The organism is Kitasatospora sp. NPDC088779, assembly GCF_040685395.1.
In the GTDB taxonomy this organism is placed as follows: domain Bacteria; phylum Actinomycetota; class Actinomycetes; order Streptomycetales; family Streptomycetaceae; genus Kitasatospora.
Genome location: NZ_JBFBHW010000007.1, coordinates 43,118 through 63,550 on the forward strand (window position 1 = coordinate 43,118; position 20,433 = coordinate 63,550).

A 20,433-nucleotide genomic window follows, 5' to 3' on the forward strand; every position below is an offset into this window, starting at 1 on the left:
GGTGCGGCCAGTCGGCAGCAAGTATCTGCTTGAGGAGACCCTCGGACGGGGTGCCACCGGGACGGTCTGGCGCGGCCGGGTGCGCCCCGACGTCCAGGTGCCCGGCAGCGAGCCCGGGCAGCTGGTGGCGATCAAGGTGCTGCGCGAGGAACTGGCGGCCGACCCGGACGTCGTGATGCGCTTCCTGCGCGAGCGCTCGCTGCTGCTGCGACTGACCCATCCGAACATCGTCCGGGTCCGCGACCTGGTGGTCGAGGGCGAGCTGCTGGCCCTGGTGATGGACCTGATCGACGGCCCCGACCTGGCCCGCTACCTGCGTTCCAACGGCCCGTTCAGCCCGATCGCCGGCGCCCTGCTGATGGCTCAGGTCGCGGACGCGCTGGCGGCCAGCCACGAGGACGGGATCGTCCACCGCGACCTCAAGCCGGCCAACGTGCTGCTCGCCTCCACGGTGCTGGACGGCACCGAGCAGATGCACCCGATGCTGACCGACTTCGGCATCGCCCGCCTCGCCGACTCCCCGGGCATCACCCGCACCCACGAGTTCGTCGGCACCCCCGCCTACATCGCGCCGGAGTCCGCCGAGGGCCGCCCGCAGACTTCCGCGGTGGACGTCTACGGCGCCGGGATCATGCTGTACGAGCTGGTCACCGGCCGCCAGCCGTTCCAGGGCGACAGCGCGATCGCGCTCCTCCACGCCCACCTGGCGCAGGAGCCGCAGCGGCCCAGCACCATGCCCGAGCCGCTGTGGACGGTGATCGAGCGCTGCCTGCGCAAGGACCCGGCGCAGCGGCCGTCCGCGACCTCGCTGGCCGGCGCGCTGCGGGTGGTGGCGGCCGGCGTCGGGGTGCACGCCTCCCCGGCGGCGGTGGACGAGGCGCTCGCGGTCGGCTCGCTGCTGCTGCCGGACCCGCGCCCGACCTCCGTCCCGAGCGCAGGCGTGGGCGTCCCCGGCCTGTCGCCGGCGGCTCCGGCCGCCCCGCCGGCCCCGCAGTACGACCCGGCCGCGCAGTACGACCCGGCCGCGGCGACCCGGGTGATGGGCACCCAGCCGCCGCCCGCCCCGCCGTTCGGGGCCCCGGACCGCACCCAGGTGATGCCGCCCACCGTCGTGCCGCCGCTCCCGCCGGGCGCTCCGGGCACTCCGGGCGCTCCGGGGGAGGAGACGCCGCACCCGTGGCAGACGCAGCTACGGGCGGCCCGGGACCGCAACCAGCAGACCCAGGTCGGCTACTTCGGCCCGGAGGACTTCGAGGACCCGCAGGTCGCCCCGCGGCCCTTCCAGGCCGGGCCGGGCGGCCGCCCGGGCTACCAGCAACCGCAGCCGCCGGCCGGCTACCACCCCGACCAGCGGCGCCAGGGCCCGCCGCCGCCCGGGTACGCCCAGCGGCCGCCGGTGGCCCCGCCGCCGTACCAGGGCGGTCAGGGCGGCCAGGGCTACCAGGCCGGGCAGACCGGTCACGGCGGCCAGCCGCAGCCCGGGCCCGGTGGACGTCCGCAGCCGCCCGGCGGCTACCGGCCGGCTCCGGCCGCGTACGGGCAGTCGCAGGGCGGCTACCCGCCGCCGCCCCCGCCCACCCCGGTCCCGCGCCGGGCCGAGCCGCCGCAGCACCGCGAATCCCCGCAGCACCGCGAGCCGCCGCAGCACCGCGAGCCCCCGCAGCGTCGGGAGGAGCCGCGCGAGCAGGACCGCCGCGAGCCCGCCCCGCCGCGCGAGCGGCGCCCGCGCAGCCGCAACCGGATGTACATCCCCGGGCTCGGCTGCCTCAAGGGGTGCCTGATGGTGCTGGTGGTGCTGGTGGTGGCCGGGGTGGCGCTGTGGAACTTCACGTCGCTGCCGCACTACTGGGACAACGTCCAGGGCTGGTTCAACACCGTGCGCGACTGGGCGGACGCCCTGTTCGGCAGCTCGAAGAACTGACGCCGGGCCAGGCCCCGCCGCGCGGGGCCGCCCGGTCCAGGACCGGGCCCGCGCGGCGGGATTGACGCTTTGTCGACAATTCATAAGATTTCTCGCCCGAGACTGCCCGCCCAGGGCCCTCGGGCGGCCCGCGCGGGGCGCCGGGGCGCGTAGGTTGGTCGCTGTTGTCCCGCCCCATCGAGCGCACCGGACCCCCGGGCGCGCTCCCGCGCCGCCCACGGAGCAGCATTGGCACGCAAGATCGGCAGCCGGTACACCGTCCACCAGGTGATCGGCCGGGGTTCGGCCGGGACGGTCTGGCTCGGTGAGGGGCCCGACGGCCCGGTGGCGGTCAAGCTGCTGCGCGAGGACCTGGCCGCCGACCAGGTGCTGGTCGGCCGCTTCGTCCAGGAGCGCGCCGCGCTGACCAGCCTCGACCACCCCCGGGTGGTCGGCGTGCGCGACATGGTCGTGGACGGCAGCGACCTCGCCCTGGTGATGGAGCTGGTCCAGGGCACCGACCTGCGCTCCCGGCTGGAGCGCGACGGCGCGCTCCCGCCGCAGACCGCCGCCTCGGTCATCGCGGACGTCGCCGACGGCCTGGCCGCCGCGCACGCCGCCGGCATCGTCCACCGCGACGTCAAGCCGGAGAACGTCCTGCTCGACCTCGCCGCCGCCCCGGGCCCCGGCGGCGCCCCGCGCGCCAAGCTCACCGACTTCGGCGTGGCCCGCCTGGTCGACGCCCCGCGCCGCACCCGGGCCACCCGGATCATCGGCACCCCCGACTACCTCGCCCCGGAGATCATCGAGGGCCTGGAGCCGCGCGCCGCCGTCGACATCTACGCCCTCGCCACCGTGCTGTACGAGCTGCTGGCCGGGTTCACCCCGTTCGGCGGCGGCCACACCGGCGCGGTGCTGCGCCGGCACGTCACCGAGCAGGTGCCGCCGATCCCGGGCCTGCCGGACGGGCTGTGGCGGATCATCTCCGAGTGCCTGGCCAAGGCCCCGGCCTCCCGGCTGCGGGCCGCCGAGCTGGCCGCCCGGCTGCGCGAGCAGCTGCCCTCGCTGGCCGGCCTGCCGGTGCTGGCCGTCCCCTCCCAGGGCCGCGCCCCGGCGGAGGAGGCGCTGACCCCCGGTGAGGCCGTGTACGCCGAGGTGGACGCCGGCCCGGGCATCCACAAGCGCCGCCGGGGCCCGGCCGTCCCGCTGGTGCCCGGCGTCGCCCCCGACTCCACCCGGGACACCCACACCAGCCTGCGCCGCCCCTCCGCGGACGAGCTGGCCGCGTACGCCGCGGAGTCCCGCGCCCAGCGCACCGCCCCGGGCACCGGGCACCGCCGGGACCGGCAGGCGCTGCTGCGCCGCCGCCGGCTGCTGGCCGTCCTGCTGGCCACCGTCCTGCTGCTGGCGGGCGCCGCCGCGGCCTGGACGGCCTTCGCGGCCACCGCCCCGGACGCCGGCCACCCGGCCCGCCCGACGGTGTCCGGCACGGCCCCGCGGGCGCCGTAGAGGGCCGTCGGGCGGGTACCGCGAGAGTCGGAGGACCCCGGTGTCGTCATGACCACCCCCGGAACCATTACCCTGGGGGCGTGGCAGCCGTCGATCCTTCCGAAGAGCTCAAGAACCTCGAATCGACCATGGGGTCGATCGAGGCCGTCCTCGACCTGGACAAGATCCGGGCCGACATCGCTGTCCTGGAGGAGGCGGCAGGCGCCCCCAACCTGTGGGACGACATCGCGAACGCGCAGAAGGTGACCAGCCGGCTCTCCTTCCTCCAGGGCGAACTGCGCAAGGTCGAGGGCCTGCGCAGCCGTATCGACGACCTGGGCGTGCTGTTCGAGCTGGCCGAGGCCGAGGACGACGCGGACACCCGGGTCGAGGCCGAGTCCGAGCTCGTCTCCCTCCAGAAGGCGGTCGAGGAGCTGGAGGTCCGCACCCTCCTGTCCGGCGAGTACGACGCCCGCGAGGCGCTGATCAACATCCGTGCCGAGGCCGGTGGCGTCGACGCCGCCGACTTCGCCGAGCAGCTGATGCGCATGTACCTGCGCTGGGCCGAGCGGCACGGGTACCCCACCGAGGTGTACGACACCTCGTACGCCGAAGAGGCCGGCATCAAGTCCGCGACCTTCACGGTCAAGGCGCCGTACGCCTACGGCACCCTGTCGGTCGAGCAGGGCACCCACCGCCTGGTCCGCATCTCGCCCTTCGACAACCAGGGCCGCCGGCAGACCTCCTTCGCCGGTGTCGAGGTGCTCCCGGTCGTCGAGCAGTCCGACCACGTCGACATCGACGAGGGCGACCTGCGGATCGACGTCTACCGCGCCTCCGGTCCCGGCGGCCAGGGCGTCAACACCACCGACTCGGCGGTGCGCATCACGCACCTCCCGACCGGTGTCGTGGTCTCCTGCCAGAACGAGCGCTCGCAGATCCAGAACAAGGCGTCCGCGATGAACGTCCTCCAGGCGAAGCTGCTGGAGCGGCGCCGCCAGGAGGAGCGGGCGGCGATGGACGCGCTCAAGGACAGCGGCAGCTCCTGGGGCAACCAGATGCGCTCCTACGTGCTGCACCCGTACCAGATGGTCAAGGACGTCCGGACCGAGTACGAGGTCGGCAACCCGCAGGGCGTGCTGGACGGCGACATCGACGGCTTCATCGAGGCCGGCATCCGCTGGCGCAAGCAGCGCGAGACCGCCGCGCAGTAGGCGCCGACGGACGAAACAGGGCCCCCGACCGCAGTGGTCGGGGGCCCTTTCGTGTGCCTCGGTGGGTTCAGGCCAGTGCCTGCCGGGCGATCAGCGCCACCGCGAGCAGACCGGCCAGCAGGGCCAGCAGCATCGCGGGGGAGAGCGCCGCGAACGGACCCTGCTGCTCCTGCAGCCGGGCCCGGTTGGCGCGGCAGACCGCGCAGCGCCCGTCACTCACGCGGCCGTTGCAGTTGGCGCACACCAGATGGTCGCAGGTCATGCGATCTCCTCCTCGCTGCTACAGCCAACGCACCGGACGGGGCTTTGGTTCCTCTTCTTGCCCTGTGCGGGGGAGCGCCCGAACACGGGGACGCCACCTCCACTCTGCCAGGTTCTGACCGTTCCGGCTCCCGGGCTGTGAGATGCCTCCCAATTTTCGGGGCATAACCAGACATTCTCCCCCAGATTTCGACGGCTGTCCTGGGCGGGCCCTGCGCGCCGACCGCCGATTCGCGTATGGTCCCAGACCGGGAGCGGCCCTTTCCGCTCCCGCCACCCGCCCCAGGGCCGGGCGCCCGGGGTGGACCGACCGAGGACTGGCGCCGCCTAGGATGGCCTCCGTGATGCAGCCGTGATCAGATTCGACAACGTCTCCAAGACCTATCCCAAGCAGAACCGTCCCGCCCTGGACAACGTCTCGCTGGAGATCGAGAAGGGTGAGTTCGTCTTCCTGGTCGGCTCGTCCGGCTCGGGCAAGTCCACCTTCCTGCGCCTGTGCCTGCGCGAGGAGCGCCCCTCCACGGGCGAGGTGCACGTGCTGGGCAAGGACCTCGGCAAGCTGTCCAACTGGAAGGTGCCGCACATGCGCCGCCAGCTGGGCACCGTCTTCCAGGACTTCCGCCTGCTGCCCAACAAGACGGTCGCGCAGAACGTCGCCTTCGCCCTCGAAGTGATCGGCAAGCCCAAGAGCGCCATCAACAAGGTGGTGCCCGAGGTGCTGGAGCTGGTCGGCCTCGGCGGCAAGGAGGACCGCATGCCGGGCGAGCTCTCCGGCGGTGAGCAGCAGCGCGTGGCGATCGCCCGCGCGTTCGTGAACCGTCCGATGCTGCTGATCGCGGACGAGCCCACCGGCAACCTCGACCCGCAGAACTCGGTCGGCATCATGAAGCTGCTCGACCGCATCAACCGCACCGGCACCACGGTGCTGATGGCCACCCACGACCAGGCCATCGTCGACCAGATGCGCAAGCGCGTCATCGAGCTCGACAAGGGGCTGCTCGTCCGCGACCAGGCCCGCGGCGTCTACGGATACCAGCACTGACCGACCGGCGCAGCCGGCGCTGAACCCGTAGGGCCGTCCGCCCGCGTCGCCAGACCAGCAGTACCGACCCTGGAGTTGTTACCCGCATGCGTGCCCAGTTCGTCCTGTCGGAGATCGGTGTGGGTCTCCGCCGCAACCTGACGATGACCATCGCGGTCGTGGTCAGTGTCGCGCTCTCCCTCGCCCTGGCCGGTTCCTCGCTCCTGGTCCGTGACCAGGTGAACTCCATGAAGGGGTACTGGTACGACAAGGTCGAGGTGAGCATCTACTTCTGCACCAAGTCGGACGCGCGCAACTCGCCGCAGTGCGACAAGGGTGCGGCCACCGACCAGCAGGTGCAGGACATCAAGGCCCAGCTGGACAAGATGGACTCGGTGGTCCAGTCGTCGACCTTCGAGAGCTCCGCCGAGGCGTACAAGCACTGGAAGGAGATGAACCCGGACAACCCGCTCATCTCCGTCCTGGGCCCGGACGCGATGCCGCAGTCCTGGCGGGTCAAGCTGAACGACCCGACCAAGTACGACGTCATCCAGAGCGCCTTCGCCGGCAAACCCGGCGTCAAGTCGGTGGAGGACCAGCGGAAGATCCTGGAGAACCTGTTCGGCCTGCTCAACGGCCTCCAGACGGCGGCCTTCGTGATCATGGTGCTGATGCTGTTCGTCGCCCTGCTGCTGATCGTCAACACCGTCCGGGTGTCGGCGTACAGCAGGCGGCGCGAAACCGGCATCATGCGCCTGGTCGGTGCCTCGAACTTCTACGTCCAGATGCCGTTCATCGCCGAGGCCGCGTTCTCCGCGCTGCTCGGCGCGGCCATGGCCTCCGGGCTGCTGGTCGGCGGGCACTTCTTCGTCCAGAACTGGCTGGCCGACCGGGTGCAGTTCATCCACTTCATCGGCCTCGGCTCGGTGCTCGCGGTGATACCGCTGCTGATCGTGGTCGGTATGGGCATGGCCGGCGTGGCGGCGTTCTTCACCCTGCGCAAGTACCTCAAGGTCTGACCATCCCCGGCCCCGGCGGCCCCGGACGGCACTGCGCCGTCCGGGGCCGCCGCCGTTTCGCCCGCCGTTGCGGCCCGTCGCGCCCGACGCGGTGTCTACACTCCGGTGCCATGCTGGAAACTCCGCGCAGGGCACGTCAGGTGGCCACCCTCAGCCTGGTGTTCGGCGTCGTGCTGATCGCCGGGGCCGCCACCGGCGCCTGGGGCGACCCGCCGCGGCGCCCGGCCGCCGGTGCCGCCCCGGTCGCGGGCGCCGCCCCGGGCCTCCCGGCGGACCCGGCCGGCACCGCCCTGTCCGAGCAGCAGGCCGAGCACCTGCTCGGGGCCAACGGCGACCGCTGGGGCGCCTACTACAGCGCCCAGGAGTACGCCGCGTTCAGCCAGGGACTGGACGGCCGCTACCTGGGCGTCGGGCTCTCGGTCGGCCGCGGCCAGGACGGCGTCACCGCGATCTCCCAGGTGGCGCCCGCAGGGCCCGCCGCCACGGCCGGGATCGAGGCCGGCGACCGGCTGCTGCGGATCGACCAGGACCAGGCCGACCACCTGCCGGTCACCGAGGTGGTGGCCCGGCTGCGCGGGCGCGACGGCGAGCGCGGGGTGGGCTCCGAGGTCACCCTCGCCGTGCGGCGCGGTGTCGGCGAGGTCCGCGAACTGCGGCTGCGGCGGGCCCTGTTGGACAGCCAGCAGGTCACCGCCGAGCAGTTGGAGAAGGGCGTGCTGCGGATCGCCGTGCGGGCCTTCACCAGCGGCGTGACCGATCAGGTGCGCGCCGCGCTGCGCGCCCCGCACGCCGGTGTGGTGCTCGATCTGCGCGGCAACTCGGGCGGGTTGGTCGAGGAGGCCGCCGGCACCGCCGGGATCTTCCTGGACGGCGGAGCGGTCGGCTCGTACCAGGAGCGCGGCGAGACCCGGGAGTTGACCGCCCCGCCCGGGGGCGACCAGCGCACCCCGCTGGTGGTGCTGGTCGACGGCGGCACGATGAGCGCCGCCGAACTGCTCACCGGCGCGCTCCAGGACCGCAGCCGCGCCGTGGTGGTCGGCTCCCGGACCTTCGGCAAGGGCACCGTCCAGCAGCCCAGCCGGCTCGCCGACGGCGCCGTGCTGGAGCTGACCGTCGGCCGCTACTACACCCCGGCCGGCCGCTCCCCGGAGGGCACCGGCCTGACCCCGGACGTCCCGGCGGCGGCCGGCGAGGACGCCGACGCGCTCGCCCTGCGGGTGCTGGCCGGGCTCGGTACCCGGGCCTAAAGGGGCTGCCCCGAACCGGCCGAAGTGCGAGAATGGCCGCGCTATGGCAAAGGAAACCGGACAGAAGCTGATCGCGCAGAACAAGAAGGCGCGACACGAGTACACGATCCTCGACACCTACGAGTGCGGCCTCGTGCTCACCGGTACGGAGGTGAAGTCACTGCGCGAGGGGCGGGCCAACCTGGTCGACGGCTACGCCTACATCCAGAACCACGAGGCCTGGATCGACAACGTGTTCATCCCCGAGTACACCCAGGGGACGTGGACCAACCACGCGGCCCGGCGCAAGCGCAAGCTGCTGCTGCACCGGCTGGAGATCCGCAAGATCGAGAGCACGGTCCGCGACGCGGGCCACACGCTCGTCCCGCTCTCGCTGTACTTCAAGGACGGCCGGGTGAAGCTCGAACTGGCGCTCGCGGTCGGCAAGAAGCTGTACGACAAGCGGCAGACGCTGCGCGAGAAGCAGGACACCCGCGAGACGGCCCGTGCGGTGGCGGCCGCCCGACGGCGCCAGCGTTAATCCGCTGGACCCTCACCCGCTGCCTCGCGTACTATGGCGGCAGCAACACGGACGGTCACCGTCCGGCTGTTTCTCAACAAAACATGGGGATGATCGGTTTCGACAGGGGATGTTGAAACAGGGGAAGCGAGCCGAGGAACGCGGCAATGATCTCGTTAACCACGTGTCGCAAAAAAATAATCGCCAACTCTAAGCGCGATTCCCAGCAGTTCGCTCTCGCTGCCTAATAAGCACCGATAGCGCTTGGGTGTCAGACCGGGGAGTTCCCGACCCGGACCCTGGCATAATCTAGGGAACTCAACCGTCCACCCGGGCTGCGAGGGTGGATGGGAAATCAAACAGCAGCTGGGCCTGTTGGCGGCTTGTCCGTGTGACTGCCAGGGCCGAGAAAATCACAGCGGACTGCGCTCGGAGAAGCCCTGAATTAACTCCACTGGACCCGGGTTCGATTCCCGGCATCTCCACCACCCCATGTTGACAGTGAAGGCCGTCCACCGCTTTGCGGTGGGCGGCCTTCACGTTTACCCCGGTTGGGGCGTAGGATCATCCGTCCGCTCGTTTTCCGGAGCCGGATTCCGCCGCTACCACCGAGGCCATGCAGAGCAACACGGACACCACCGCCGCCACCGACCGCGAGACCGCGCGCGAGCGCGAGATCGCCGGTGAGCAGCAGCACCTCGACACCGTCTACCGCCGGCTGGAGGAGAAACTCGCCGAGGCCGAGTACATCCTGGAGGACGCCGCCAAGCGGGTCCACGTCGGCACCCCCGGCGCGCTCGCCGAGCGCGACGCCCAGGTCTACCGGGCCGGCGCCCACCTCCAGCGCCTGAACAACGAGTTCGAGGACTTCCTGTTCGGCCGGATCGACCTCCAGCGGGCGGACGCCCCGGAGGAACACGGCATCCCCTCCGACACGCCGCTCGACCCGGCCGACCCGGCCGTCGCCGAGACCCTGCACATCGGCCGTCTGGGCGTGCTGGATGCCGAGTACGGTCCGCTGGTGATCGACTGGCGGGCGCCCGCCGCCGCGCCGTTCTACCGCGCCACCCCGGTCGAGCCGGGCCGGGTGGTCCGCCGCCGGGTGATCCGGTCCAAGGGGCGCCGGGTGATCGGCGTCGAGGACGACCTGCTGCGTCCCGACCTCACCCCGACCCTGAACGGCCGGGAGCTGGCGGTGGTCGGCGACGGCGCGCTGATGGCCTCGCTCGGCCGCGCCCGCAGCCACTCGATGCGCGACATCGTCTCCTCCATCCAGAAGGAGCAGGACGAGGTGATCCGGGCGGCCGCCGCCGGCGCCACGCTCGTCACCGGCGGCCCGGGCACCGGCAAGACCGCCGTGGCCCTGCACCGCGCCGCGTACCTGCTGTACCAGGACCGCCGCCGCTACGCCGGGGGCATCCTGGTGGTCTCGCCGACCCCGCTGCTGGTCTCCTACACCGAGGGCGTGCTGCCCTCGCTCGGCGAGGAGGGGCAGGTCGCCATCCGCGCGGTCGGCTCGCTGGTGGACGGCATCGAGGCGGGCACCTACGACAGTCCGGAGGCGGCCCGGGTCAAGGGCTCGGGCCGGATGGTCCAGCTGCTGCGCCGGGCGGCCCGGGCCGCGCTGGAGCTGGGCGCGCCGCAGGAGCTGAAGGTGGTCGCCCGCGGCGAGGTGCTCAAGCTGGACGCGGGCCGACTCAAGGCCGTGCGCGGCAACGTGATCGGCTCCGGCGGCACCCCGCTGAACCTGCTGCGCCCGCGCGCCCGCCGCCTGCTGCTGGACGCCCTGTGGCAGGAGGTCACCCGGCACCTGCCGAAGCCGACCGACCACTACGCCCGCGAGCAGCGCCAGGAGGAGAAGGAGTCCTTCGACGAGTACGTCTCGGACGAGGCGTCGTTCCTGGACTTCCTGGATGCCTGGTGGCCCGCCGTGACCCCGCGCCGGGTGCTCGGCACGCTCAAGCAGCACCGGCACATCAACCGGATCGCCCGCCGCGCCGTCTCCCCGGACGAGGCGAGGCTGCTGGCGGCGTCCTGGCGCCGGCTGTCCCCGAACGGCGAGGGCGCGCTGTCCGCGCACGACGTCGCGCTGGTGGACGAGCTCCAGGTGCTGCTCGGCGAGGCGGCCCGGCCGAAGGTGCGCGAGGTGGACGCGGTGGACCTGCTGAGCGGGCTGGAGGAGGTCACCACCTTCGCCGACCGCAGCTCCCGCCAGCGCGAGCGCGTCCCCGTCGAGCGCACCGAGTACGCGCACGTGATCGTGGACGAGGCGCAGGACCTCACCCCGATGCAGTGGCGGATGATCGGCCGCCGGGCCCGGATGGCGACCTGGACGATCGTCGGCGACCCGGCGCAGTCCTCCTGGCCGTTCCCGCAGGAGGCGCAGGCCGCGCTGGACGAGGTGCTGTCCGGCAAGCCGCGCCGCCGCTTCACGCTGACCGTCAACTACCGCAACCCGGCGGAGATCGCCGAGGTCGCGGCCAAGGTGCTGGCGCTGGCCGCGCCGGGCACCCCGTCGCCGACCGCGGTGCGCCGGGTCGGCGTCGAGCCGCGCTTCGCGGCCGTCGTGGACCCCGCCCCGGAGGCCTTCGGCGCGGCGGCCCGGGCGGAGCTGGAGCGGCTGCTGGGCGAGGTGGACGGCACCGTGGCGATCGTGGTGCCGATGGACCGCCGGGCCGAGGCGGCCGGCTGGGCCGAGGGCCTGGGCGAGCGGGCGGTGGTGCTGGGCAGCCTGGAGGCGAAGGGCCTGGAGTACGACGCGACCGTGGTGGCCGACCCGACCGGCATCGCCGGCGAGTCGGAGGCCGGCCTGCGGGTGCTGTACGTGGCGCTCACCCGGGCGACCCAGCGGCTGACCGTGCTGTCCGGTCCGGACGACCTGCCGGACGCGGCCGGCGTGCCCGCGCTGCTGCACGGCTGACGGCCGGTTCGCCGGACGAAGAAGGCCCCTCACCGGATGGTGAGGGGCCTTCAGACGTTAGTGACACCGACCCGCCATGCTCGCCTCGCGGCAAGTGGTCCCTCGAAGGGACGAAGGTTGGGCCCGGGGGCTTGGATCGAGCCGGTGTCCCGTCCAATGTAACGCATCGGCCCGGAGAGGCAAGAAGTTGTCGGGTCCGCACACTCAATGAACGTTATTTCTGGCTATCCCTTGGAAGGTGCGACGATCGAGGTCTAGCATGCGCAGGCGATGCCTTCAACAAAATGTTGAACCTGCCGCACGGACGGAAGAAGGAAGCGTCGATGGCGACGGTGCCCAGTGTCTCCAACTCGATCACGGTGCGGCTGGAGGTCCCGGCCCGGGGCAACGCCGTCAGTGCGATCACCACGGCCGTGGAGTCCTCCGGCGGTTCGGTGACCGGTCTCGACGTCACCGCCTCCGGCCTGGAGGCGCTGCGGATCGACGTGACGGTGGCGGCCTCCTCGGTCGCGCACGGCGAGGAGATCGTCGAGAAGCTGCGGGCGATCGACGGCGTGTCGATCGGCAAGGTCTCGGACCGCACCTTCCTGATGCACCTCGGCGGCAAGATCGAGATGTCGTCCAAGCTCCCGATCCGCAACCGTGACGACCTCAGCATGATCTACACCCCGGGCGTCGCCCGGGTCTGCATGGCGATCGCCGAGAACCCCGAGGACGCCCGCCGCCTCACCATCAAGCGCAACAGCGTCGCCGTGGTCACCGACGGCTCGGCGGTGCTGGGCCTGGGCAACATCGGCCCGGCCGCCGCGCTGCCGGTCATGGAGGGCAAGGCGGCCCTGTTCAAGCGCTTCGCCGGGATCGACGCCTGGCCGATCTGCCTGGACACCCAGGACACCGACGAGATCGTGGCCATCGTCAAGGCGATCGCCCCCGGCTTCGCGGGCATCAACCTGGAGGACATCTCCGCGCCGCGCTGCTTCGAGATCGAGGCCCGGCTGCGCGAGGCCCTGGACATCCCGGTCTTCCACGACGACCAGCACGGCACCGCGATCGTGGTGCTGGCCGCCCTCACCAACGCGCTGAAGGTGGTCGGCAAGGAGATCAGCGACATCCGGGTGGTGATGTCGGGCGCCGGCGCCGCCGGTACCGCGATCCTCAAGCTGCTGCTGGCGGCCGGCGTCGAGCACGCCACCGTGGCGGACGTGCGCGGTGTGGTCCACCAGGGCCGGGAGGACCTCAACGACAGCCTGCGCTGGATCGCCGAGCACACCAACCGCTCGGGCCGCACGGGCAGCCTCAAGGAGGCCGTGGCGGACGCCGACGTCTTCATCGGCGTCTCGGCCCCGAACGTCCTGGACGGCGACGACCTGGCCACCATGGCCGAGGACTCGATCGTCTTCGCGCTGGCCAACCCGGACCCGGAGGTCGACCCGGCCATCGCCCGGCAGACCGCCGCCGTGGTCGCCACCGGCCGCAGCGACTTCCCCAACCAGATCAACAACGTGCTGGTCTTCCCGGGTGTCTTCCGCGGCCTCCTGGACGCCCAGAGCCGCACCGTCAACACCGAGATGATGATCGCCGCCGCCCGGGCGCTGGCCACCACCGTCGCCGACGACGAGCTGAACGCCAACTACATCATCCCGAGCGTCTTCCACAAGGACGTCGCCAAGACGGTCGCCTCGGCGGTGCGCGAGGCGGCGCTGGCGGGCGTCCAGGAGAGCACGGAGCCGGCCCGTCCGACCCCGGGAATCGTCGGCACGCTCGACGCCTCCTCCTTCCCCACCGTCAAGCTCTGACCGGCGAGGCGGCCGACGTGTCGCTGATCGGTCAAATGTCCGAATAGCGGCCTTACCCGCCCGAGCCCGCCCCGAACCCTTGCGACACAAGGGCGAGGGGCGTGTTTGGGCTTGTCGTGCCTAGGGCGTACGGTAGCCCTGCACGGGGCAGGCGTGTCCGACAAGTACGGAACGTCCCCCTGGTCTTCCGGCGCGTCATCCCGACCGCCGCCCGGGCCCGGTCCGCCGGAGCCGACGGAGCGTCACACCTCCAACGGGTGGGGTTCGTTCGGGTGTCGTGGCCGGGGCCCGATTGGCTTTCTCGGGGCTGGTCGGGGCAGGATTCGTATCCAGGCAGGCGGACGGGCCTTCGACGGCACCGGCGCGCGGCATCGGGTACGGACCCGGCCTGCGACCACGCATTGCCTGCATGAGCACAGTGTGCGGACCTGCGGCCTATCCGGGTGCCCCCCGGTGGGAGTACCGATGGGCCCCCGCACACCGCAAGCGAACAGACCACAGGAGTACACATGAACCGCAGTGAGCTGGTGGCCGCGCTGTCCGAGCGCGCCGAGGTGACCCGCAAGGACGCCGACGCCGTTCTGGCCGCCTTCGCCGAGATCGTCGGCGAGGTCGTCGCCAAGGGCGACGAGAAGGTCACCATCCCCGGTTTCCTGACCTTCGAGCGCACCCACCGCGCCGCCCGCACCGCCCGCAACCCGCAGACCGGTGAGCCGATCCAGATCGCGGCCGGCTACAGCGCCAAGGTGAGCGCCGGCTCCAAGCTGAAGGAAGCCGCCAAGGGCGCCTGAACCACCCCTTGAACGCCCGAGAGGCCGGGCTCCCCTTCTGGGGAGCCCGGCCTCTCGTCGTGGGCCCGTGGGCCCGTGGGCCCGTGGCCCGGTGGGCCCTGCGGATCAGGCGTCGACCAGCTGCTCGGACGGCAGCTCGACGTGGGCGCCCAGGTCGCGCAGCTTGTCCATGAAGTTCTCGTAGCCGCGGTTGATCAGGTCGATGCCGTGCACGGTCGAGGTGCCCTCGGCCGCCAGCGCCGCGATCAGGTACGAGAAGCCGCCGCGCAGGTCGGGGATGACCAGCTCGGCGCCCATCAGCTTGGACGGGCCGGAGACGACCGCCGAGTGCAGGAAGTTGCGCGCGCCGAAGCGGCACGGGGTGGCGCCCAGGCACTCGCGGTACAGCTGGATGTGTGCACCCATCTGGTTGAGCGCGCCGGTGAATCCGAGCCGCGACTCGTACACCGTCTCGTGGACGATGGACAGGCCGGTGGCCTGGGTCAGGGCGACGACCAGCGGCTGCTGCCAGTCGGTCTGGAAGCCCGGGTGCACGTCGGTCTCCAGGGCGATCGCCTTGAGCTCGCCGCCCGGGTGCCAGAAACGGATGCCCTCGTCCTCCACCTCGAAGGCGCCGCCGACCTTCCGGAAGGTGTTCAGGAAGGTCATCATCTCCAGCTGGCGGGCGCCGCGGACGTAGATGTCGCCCCTGGTGGCCAGCGCCGCGCAGGCCCAGGAAGCGGCCTCCAGGCGGTCCGGCAGCGCGCGGTGGGTGTAGCCGCCCAGCTCGTCGACGCCGGTGATCAGGATGGTCCGGTCGGTGCCCAGGGTGATGATCGCGCCCATCTTCTGCAGCACGCAGATCAGGTCGACGATCTCCGGCTCGATGGCCGCGTTGCGCAGCTCGGTGACGCCCTCGGCGAGGACGGCGGTGAGCAGCACCTGCTCGGTCGCGCCGACCGAGGGGTAGGGCAGCTCGATCTTGGTGCCGCGCAGGCGCTGCTGGGCGACCAGGTAGGTGCCCTGCGGGTGCTTCTCGATGGTGGCGCCGAACTGGCGCAGCACCTCGAAGTGGAAGTCGACCGGACGGCCGCCGATGTCGCAGCCGCCCAGGCCCGGGATGAAGGCGTGGCCGAGGCGGTGCAGCAGCGGGCCGCAGAACAGGATCGGGATCCGCGAGGAGCCCGCGTGCGCGTCGATGTCGGTGACGTTCGCACTCTCCACGTGCGACGGGTCGAGGATCAGCTCGCCGTCCTCGTCGCCGGTCCGCACGGTGACCCCGTGCAGCTGGAGCAGTCCGCGGACCACCTTGACGTCGCGGATGTCCGGGACGTTGCGCAGTCTGCTGGGGCCCTGGCCGAGGAGGGCGGCGACCATGGCCTTGGGCACCAGGTTCTTCGCACCGCGGACGCGGATCTCGCCTTCGAGCGGGTTTCCGCCGTGGACCAGCAGGACGTCGTCGGTCATCGTTCTCGCAATCCGGGGTGCCAGAGGAGTGGGAAGGCTCCGGTAGAGAGCCGGTGGTGGACCGGTTGGTACGGGCGCGCTCGGGCCCCCGGCAAAACCGAGTCGGCACCGTAGAAGGGCGTCCACCATCCGTAGATGGTAGTGGGCGTGCCGATGGTTCCCGTGAGCCTCTCCCGTGATGGTCCTCTCTCCGGGCTCGCTCCCGCCCGCCGGAGGGGCCGTTCGGGTGTTTGTCCGGCGTGGCGGGGTTTCGATCGTTGAGGTGTCCGACCCCGGCCGTTCTGCGGGATCATGTGGGCATGACGGCGGCCCACTCGCACGCAGGACGGTCCCACACCGGCCGTCTGCTCGTCGCGACGCCCCTGCTCACCGACCCGAACTTCGCCCGGGCGGTGGTGCTGCTCCTCGACCACGACGTCGAGGGGGCGCTCGGCGTGGTCCTCAACCGGCCGACGCCGGTCGAGGTGGGCAGCGTGCTGGACGGCTGGGGGCGGCTGGTCGGGCAGCCCGCCGTGGTGTTCCAGGGCGGACCGGTGGCGCTGGACTCGGCGCTCGGCCTCGCCGTGGCGCCGGGGGAGCCGGGCACCGGCGAGCCGCTCGGCTGGCGGCGGGTGCACGGCGCGATCGGCCTGGTGGACCTGGAGGCGCCGCCCGAGGTGCTGGCCGGCGAGCTGGGCGCGCTGCGGATCTTCGCCGGGTACGCCGGCTGGTCGCCGGGCCAGCTGGAGACGGAGCTGGGGAGCGGCGCCTGGTACCTGGTGGACTGCGAGCCGGGGGACATCTCCAGCCCGGAACCGGAGCGGCTGTGGCGCTCGGTGCTGCGCCGCCAGCGCGGCCCGCTGGCGCTGCTCGCGACCTATCCGGACGACCCGACGCTGAACTGACGTACGGGCCGCCGTCGCGATACTGGCCGGGTTTCGCGGGGCGCCCATAGACTTGGCACCTATGAGCACTCTTGAGCCCGAGCGCGGCCTCGGCACCGGCACCCTGGTCGAGCCAGTCCCCCAGGTGTCCCACGGGGACGGCGACCACGAGCGCTTCGCGCACTACGTCCAGAAGGACAAGATCATGGAGAGCGCGCTCTCCGGCTCGCCCGTGGTGGCGCTCTGCGGCAAGGTCTGGGTGCCCGGGCGCGACCCGAAGAAGTACCCGGTCTGCCCGATGTGCAAGGAGATCTACGACGGCATCGGCAAGCCGCAGGGCGGCGACGACAACAACGGCGGCAAGTAGCACCGACCGCCGCGGGCCGGTGCCCGGCGCCGTTGTGCACGGTGTGGTTGTGCACAGCGCCGTTTTGCATAGTGCCGCGTTTCCGAAGTGGTCTATGCCAGTCGTCCGGGGCGGGGGCAGGATGTCGGAATGGACCTCATTCCCGTGCCTTCGAGTGCCGTCCGCCGCCCGGACGAGGACTTCCCCCTCGACGACGCCACCACGCTGACCGCGCCGCCCGGGCTGGCCGACGCCGAGCGGTGGCTGCGCACCGCGCTGTCCGCGGCCACCGGGCTGCCGCTCGGCCCGGGCCGGCCGGGCGCGGGCATCGAACTGGTCCAGGACGACGCGCTGGCCGCCGAGGCGTACCGGATCACGGTGCGCCCCGGCCACGCCCTGATAGCCGCGGGCGGGCCGGCCGGTGCGCTGTGGGGGGCGCAGACCCTGCGGCAGCTGCTCGGCCCGGACGCCTTCCGCCGTTCCCCGCTGCGCGGCACCGGCTGGGTGCTGCCCGGTGCGGACATCGAGGACGCCCCGCGGTTCGGCTGGCGCGGTGCGCTGCTCGACGTCGCCCGGCACTTCCTGCCCAAGTCGGACGTGCTGCGCTTCGTCGACCTGCTGGCCGCGCACAAGCTCAACGTGCTGCACCTGCACCTGACCGACGACCAGGGCTGGCGGGTGGAGATCAAGCGCTACCCCGGCCTGACCGAGCGCGGCGCCTGGCGGGACCGCTCGATGGTCGGCTACCGGGTCGGCCAGCGCCGCGACGACCGCCCGCACGGCGGCTACTACACCCAGGACGACCTGCGCGAGATCGTCGCCTACGCGGCCGCGCGCGGGGTCACCGTCGTCCCGGAGGTCGACCTGCCCGGGCACACCCAGGCCGCCGTCGCGGCCTACCCCGAGCTGGGCAACACCGACGTGGTGGACACCGCGGCGCTCGGCGTCTGGACGGACTGGGGCGTCAGCCACAACGTGCTCAACGCCTCCGAGGACACCCTGCGCTTCTTCGAGGGCGTGCTGGAGGAGGTCCTGGAACTCTTCCCGTCCGAGTTCATCCACCTCGGCGGCGACGAGTGCCCCAAGGAGCAGTGGAAGGACAGCGCGGCCGCCCAGGCGCGGATCCGCGAGCTCGGCCTGGCCAACGAGGACGAGCTGCAGAGCTTCGTGATCCGGCACTTCGACCGCTGGCTGGCCGAGCGCGGCCGCCGGCTGATCGGCTGGGACGAGATCCTGGAGGGCGGGCTCGCCCCGGGCGCCGCCGTCTCCTCCTGGCGCGGGTTCGGTGGCGGGATCGCCGCGGCCAAGGCCGGGCACGACGTGGTGATGTGCCCCGAGCAGCACGTCTACTTCGACCACCGGCAGGCCGACGGCCCGGACGAGCCGATCCCGGTCGGCTTCGTGCGCACGCTGGAGGACGTGTACCGCTTCGAGCCGGTGCCCGGGCAGCTGGACGAGACCGCCGCCCGGCACGTGATCGGCACCCAGGCCAACCTGTGGAGCGAGTTCATGGACAGCGCCCGGGACATCGACTACCGGGCCTTCCCCCGGTTGGTGGCCTTCTCCGAGGTCGCCTGGTCCGACCTGCCCACCGATCCGGCCGAGCGCGACTACGCCGGCTTCCAGCACCGGCTGGAGGCGCACCTGAAGGTGCTGGACGCGCTCGGCGTGGAGTACCGCCCGGCGGACGGCCCGCACCCCTGGCAGCGCTGGCCCGGGGTGGCCGGCCGGCCGATCGAGGGCCCGCCGCCGGTGCGCTGAGCGCGACGGACTCGTCCCGGCGGGAACTTCTGAGTGGTCATCTGACGTCAAGAACAGATGAACATCTGCCCTGGTCCGGTTCGGGCCGGGGCAGATACCGCCCGGTATCCGTCCCAATCGGGCAGTCCCGTTCACCTGCCCCGAAATGATCATCGAGCATTGTGTGCCAGAGTTGCCCAACCCGGCCCGATCGCCCGTACCCTACGGGCCAGGCCGGGCTGCTGACGCGGACACCACGGCCGAAGGCCGCGGGCGGCAGCCGATCGATGAGCAAGTGGAGCACGGTGGGACCCAGGTGAACCGGACGATCATGCTGCCGGCCTCCCTCGACGAGGCCGTCGACGCGCTGGCCGCCACCCCGGCCGCGGTACCGGTGGCCGGAGCCACCGACCTGATGGAAGCCGTCAACGCCGGACGGCTACGCCCCGCCGCCCTGGTCGGCCTCGGCCGGATCACCGAACTGCGCGGCTGGCGCTACGAGGACGGCGGCACCGCCGTCCTCGGCGCCGGACTCACCCACGCCCGGATGGACCGCCCCGACTTCGCCGCGCTCATCCCCGCGCTCGCGGACGCCGCCCGCACCGCCGGCCCGCCGCAGGTCCGCAACGTCGGCACCCTCGGCGGCAACATCGTCACCGCCGCCCCGGCCGGCGACACCCTCCCGGTGCTCACCGCCCTGGAGGCCAGCGTCACCCTCGCCCGGGCCGGCGCCAGCCGCGAGGTGCCGGTCAGTCACCTGCTCACCGGCCTCGACCCGGTGCGCCCCGGCGAACTCCTCACCTGGGTGCGCGTCCCGCTGCTGCACGCCCCGCAGGTCTTCCTCAAGGCCACCGGCCGCAGCGGCCCGGCCCGCGCCACCGCCTCCGTCGCGCTGGTCCTCGACCCCGCCCGGCGCGCCGTGCGCTGCGCGGTCGGCGCCGTCGCACCGGTGCCGCTGCGCCCGCTGGAGGCCGAGGCCTGGGTCGCCGGCTGCATCGACTGGGACGGCAGCCGGGAGATCGACCCGGCCGCGACCGCCGCCTTCGGCGAGTACGTGGCCACCGCCTGCGTCCCCGACAGCTACGGCGCCGAAGGCGCCTGGGAGGCCGTGACCGAGGGGCCGAGCGCGGCCGCCGTTCGGCTGCGGCGTACCGTATCGGTGCTGGCCCGACGGGCACTGGGAAGGGCGCTGAAGTGACCACAGACCCCATCGAGACCCTCGACGCCGACCCGCTCGGCCTCACCCCGCAGGTCAGCCGCGAGCTGCGCCCGTGCGCCTCGTACACCTTGCGGGTCAACGGTTTCGAACGGCCCGTCACCGACGCCTGGATCGGCGAGAGCCTGCTCTACGTGCTGCGCGAGCGGCTCGGCCTGGCCGGTGCCAAGGACGGCTGCGAGCAGGGCGAGTGCGGGGCCTGCTCGGTGCAGGTGGACGGCCAGCTGGTGGCCGGCTGCCTGGTGCCCGCCGCGCTGGCCGCCGACAGCGAGATCAACACCGTCGAGGGCCTGTCGGCCGCCGGCGGCGCGAGCGACGTCCAGCAGGCGCTGGCCGAGTCCGGCGCGGTGCAGTGCGGCTACTGCACCCCCGGCATGGCGATGGCGGTGCACGACCTGCTCCAGCGCAACCACCGCCCGACCGAGGTCGAGGCCCGCCAGGCGCTCTGCGGCAACCTCTGCCGCTGCACCGGCTACCGCGGCGTGCTGGCCGCCGTCCAGAGCATCGCCGACGCGCGCGCCGAGGACGCCGAGGAGACGGAGGAGGCGGCCTCTCCGGCCGCCGCCCAGGCCGCCGCCCCGGTCGCGGGACAGCCCGCCGAACAGCCCGCCGGGGAAGCGGCCGCCGGACCGGAGCCGGCCGCCGAACCGCCGGTCTACGCCGACT

At 72.6% G+C, this 20,433-nt stretch carries 16 protein-coding genes, 1 other RNA gene and 1 pseudogene; 16 read left to right on the forward strand and 2 right to left on the reverse strand.

Annotated elements, in window-relative coordinates; translation table 11 throughout:
- Position 1 precedes the first annotated feature (1 nt).
- The 3 genes from AB0P03_RS08340 to prfB all read left to right on the forward strand — a co-directional run bounded on the left by AB0P03_RS08340 (position 2) and on the right by prfB (position 4,602).
- Positions 2–1,921 (forward strand): protein kinase, encoded by a 1,920-nt coding sequence (locus AB0P03_RS08340; protein WP_363628097.1) that lies wholly within the window; start codon positions 2–4, stop codon positions 1,919–1,921.
- A 228-nt stretch (positions 1,922–2,149) separates the two neighbouring features.
- Positions 2,150–3,409: a serine/threonine-protein kinase gene (locus tag AB0P03_RS08345; RefSeq protein ID WP_363587364.1), complete on the forward strand. Its 1,260-nt coding sequence runs from the start codon at positions 2,150–2,152 to the stop codon at positions 3,407–3,409.
- Positions 3,410–3,489: 80 nt separating this feature from the next.
- Positions 3,490–4,602 (forward strand): peptide chain release factor 2, encoded by a 1,113-nt coding sequence (gene prfB, locus AB0P03_RS08350; protein WP_363587366.1) that lies wholly within the window; start codon positions 3,490–3,492, stop codon positions 4,600–4,602.
- Between the two features lie 67 nt (positions 4,603–4,669).
- On the opposite strand, the gene AB0P03_RS08355 is transcribed toward prfB, so the two are convergent.
- Positions 4,670–4,864 (reverse strand): hypothetical protein, encoded by a 195-nt coding sequence (locus AB0P03_RS08355; RefSeq protein WP_363370334.1) that lies wholly within the window; start codon positions 4,862–4,864, stop codon positions 4,670–4,672.
- A gap of 351 nt (positions 4,865–5,215) precedes the next feature.
- On the opposite strand from AB0P03_RS08355, the gene ftsE reads away from it, so the two are divergent.
- From ftsE to AB0P03_RS08395, 8 genes are all read left to right on the forward strand, one after another.
- Positions 5,216–5,905, forward strand: coding sequence for a cell division ATP-binding protein FtsE (gene ftsE, locus AB0P03_RS08360; protein ID WP_063349173.1), 690 nt, complete (start codon positions 5,216–5,218; stop codon positions 5,903–5,905).
- Positions 5,906–5,991: 86 nt separating this feature from the next.
- Complete coding sequence (ftsX, locus tag AB0P03_RS08365) at positions 5,992–6,903, forward strand: permease-like cell division protein FtsX (RefSeq protein WP_350881111.1); 912 nt, start codon at positions 5,992–5,994, stop codon at positions 6,901–6,903.
- Between the two features lie 110 nt (positions 6,904–7,013).
- Positions 7,014–8,150: a S41 family peptidase gene (locus AB0P03_RS08370; RefSeq protein WP_363628098.1), complete on the forward strand. Its 1,137-nt coding sequence runs from the start codon at positions 7,014–7,016 to the stop codon at positions 8,148–8,150.
- Positions 8,151–8,193: 43 nt separating this feature from the next.
- On the forward strand, positions 8,194–8,670 hold the full coding sequence (gene smpB / locus AB0P03_RS08375; protein ID WP_350881115.1) for an SsrA-binding protein SmpB: 477 nt from the start codon (positions 8,194–8,196) through the stop codon (positions 8,668–8,670).
- An 85-nt stretch (positions 8,671–8,755) separates the two neighbouring features.
- Positions 8,756–9,137: a transfer-messenger RNA gene (ssrA, locus tag AB0P03_RS08380) on the forward strand.
- Positions 9,138–9,265: 128 nt separating this feature from the next.
- Positions 9,266–11,569 carry a UvrD-helicase domain-containing protein gene (locus AB0P03_RS08385; RefSeq protein WP_363587207.1) on the forward strand — a complete coding sequence of 768 codons (2,304 nt, stop codon included), beginning with the start codon at positions 9,266–9,268 and terminating at the stop codon, positions 11,567–11,569.
- Positions 11,570–11,892: 323 nt separating this feature from the next.
- A complete protein-coding gene (locus tag AB0P03_RS08390; RefSeq protein ID WP_063349178.1) occupies positions 11,893–13,365 on the forward strand; it encodes an NAD-dependent malic enzyme in 1,473 nt (490 codons plus the stop codon).
- 509 nt (positions 13,366–13,874) lie between these two features.
- Positions 13,875–14,156 carry an HU family DNA-binding protein gene (locus AB0P03_RS08395; protein WP_030059737.1) on the forward strand — a complete coding sequence of 94 codons (282 nt, stop codon included), beginning with the start codon at positions 13,875–13,877 and terminating at the stop codon, positions 14,154–14,156.
- A gap of 105 nt (positions 14,157–14,261) precedes the next feature.
- Here the strand turns inward: AB0P03_RS08395 and murA are convergent, their stop codons facing one another.
- On the reverse strand, positions 14,262–15,602 hold the full coding sequence (gene murA / locus AB0P03_RS08400) for a UDP-N-acetylglucosamine 1-carboxyvinyltransferase (protein ID WP_363587206.1): 1,341 nt from the start codon (positions 15,600–15,602) through the stop codon (positions 14,262–14,264).
- A 299-nt stretch (positions 15,603–15,901) separates the two neighbouring features.
- Here murA and AB0P03_RS08405 point away from each other — a divergent pair, with 299 nt between their 5' ends.
- From AB0P03_RS08405 to AB0P03_RS08425, 5 genes and pseudogenes are all read left to right on the forward strand, one after another.
- Positions 15,902–16,486 carry a YqgE/AlgH family protein gene (locus AB0P03_RS08405; protein WP_063349180.1) on the forward strand — a complete coding sequence of 195 codons (585 nt, stop codon included), beginning with the start codon at positions 15,902–15,904 and terminating at the stop codon, positions 16,484–16,486.
- Between the two features lie 61 nt (positions 16,487–16,547).
- Positions 16,548–16,832 (forward strand): DUF3039 domain-containing protein, encoded by a 285-nt coding sequence (locus AB0P03_RS08410; RefSeq protein ID WP_063349181.1) that lies wholly within the window; start codon positions 16,548–16,550, stop codon positions 16,830–16,832.
- A gap of 129 nt (positions 16,833–16,961) precedes the next feature.
- Positions 16,962–18,572 (forward strand): beta-N-acetylhexosaminidase, encoded by a 1,611-nt coding sequence (locus AB0P03_RS08415; RefSeq protein WP_363628099.1) that lies wholly within the window; start codon positions 16,962–16,964, stop codon positions 18,570–18,572.
- A 310-nt stretch (positions 18,573–18,882) separates the two neighbouring features.
- Positions 18,883–19,749, forward strand: coding sequence for an FAD binding domain-containing protein (locus tag AB0P03_RS08420; protein WP_363587211.1), 867 nt, complete (start codon positions 18,883–18,885; stop codon positions 19,747–19,749).
- Between the two features lie 77 nt (positions 19,750–19,826).
- Positions 19,827–20,273, forward strand: a pseudogene (locus AB0P03_RS08425) ((2Fe-2S)-binding protein); the annotation flags it as partial.
- Between the last annotated feature and the right edge of the window lie 160 nt (positions 20,274–20,433).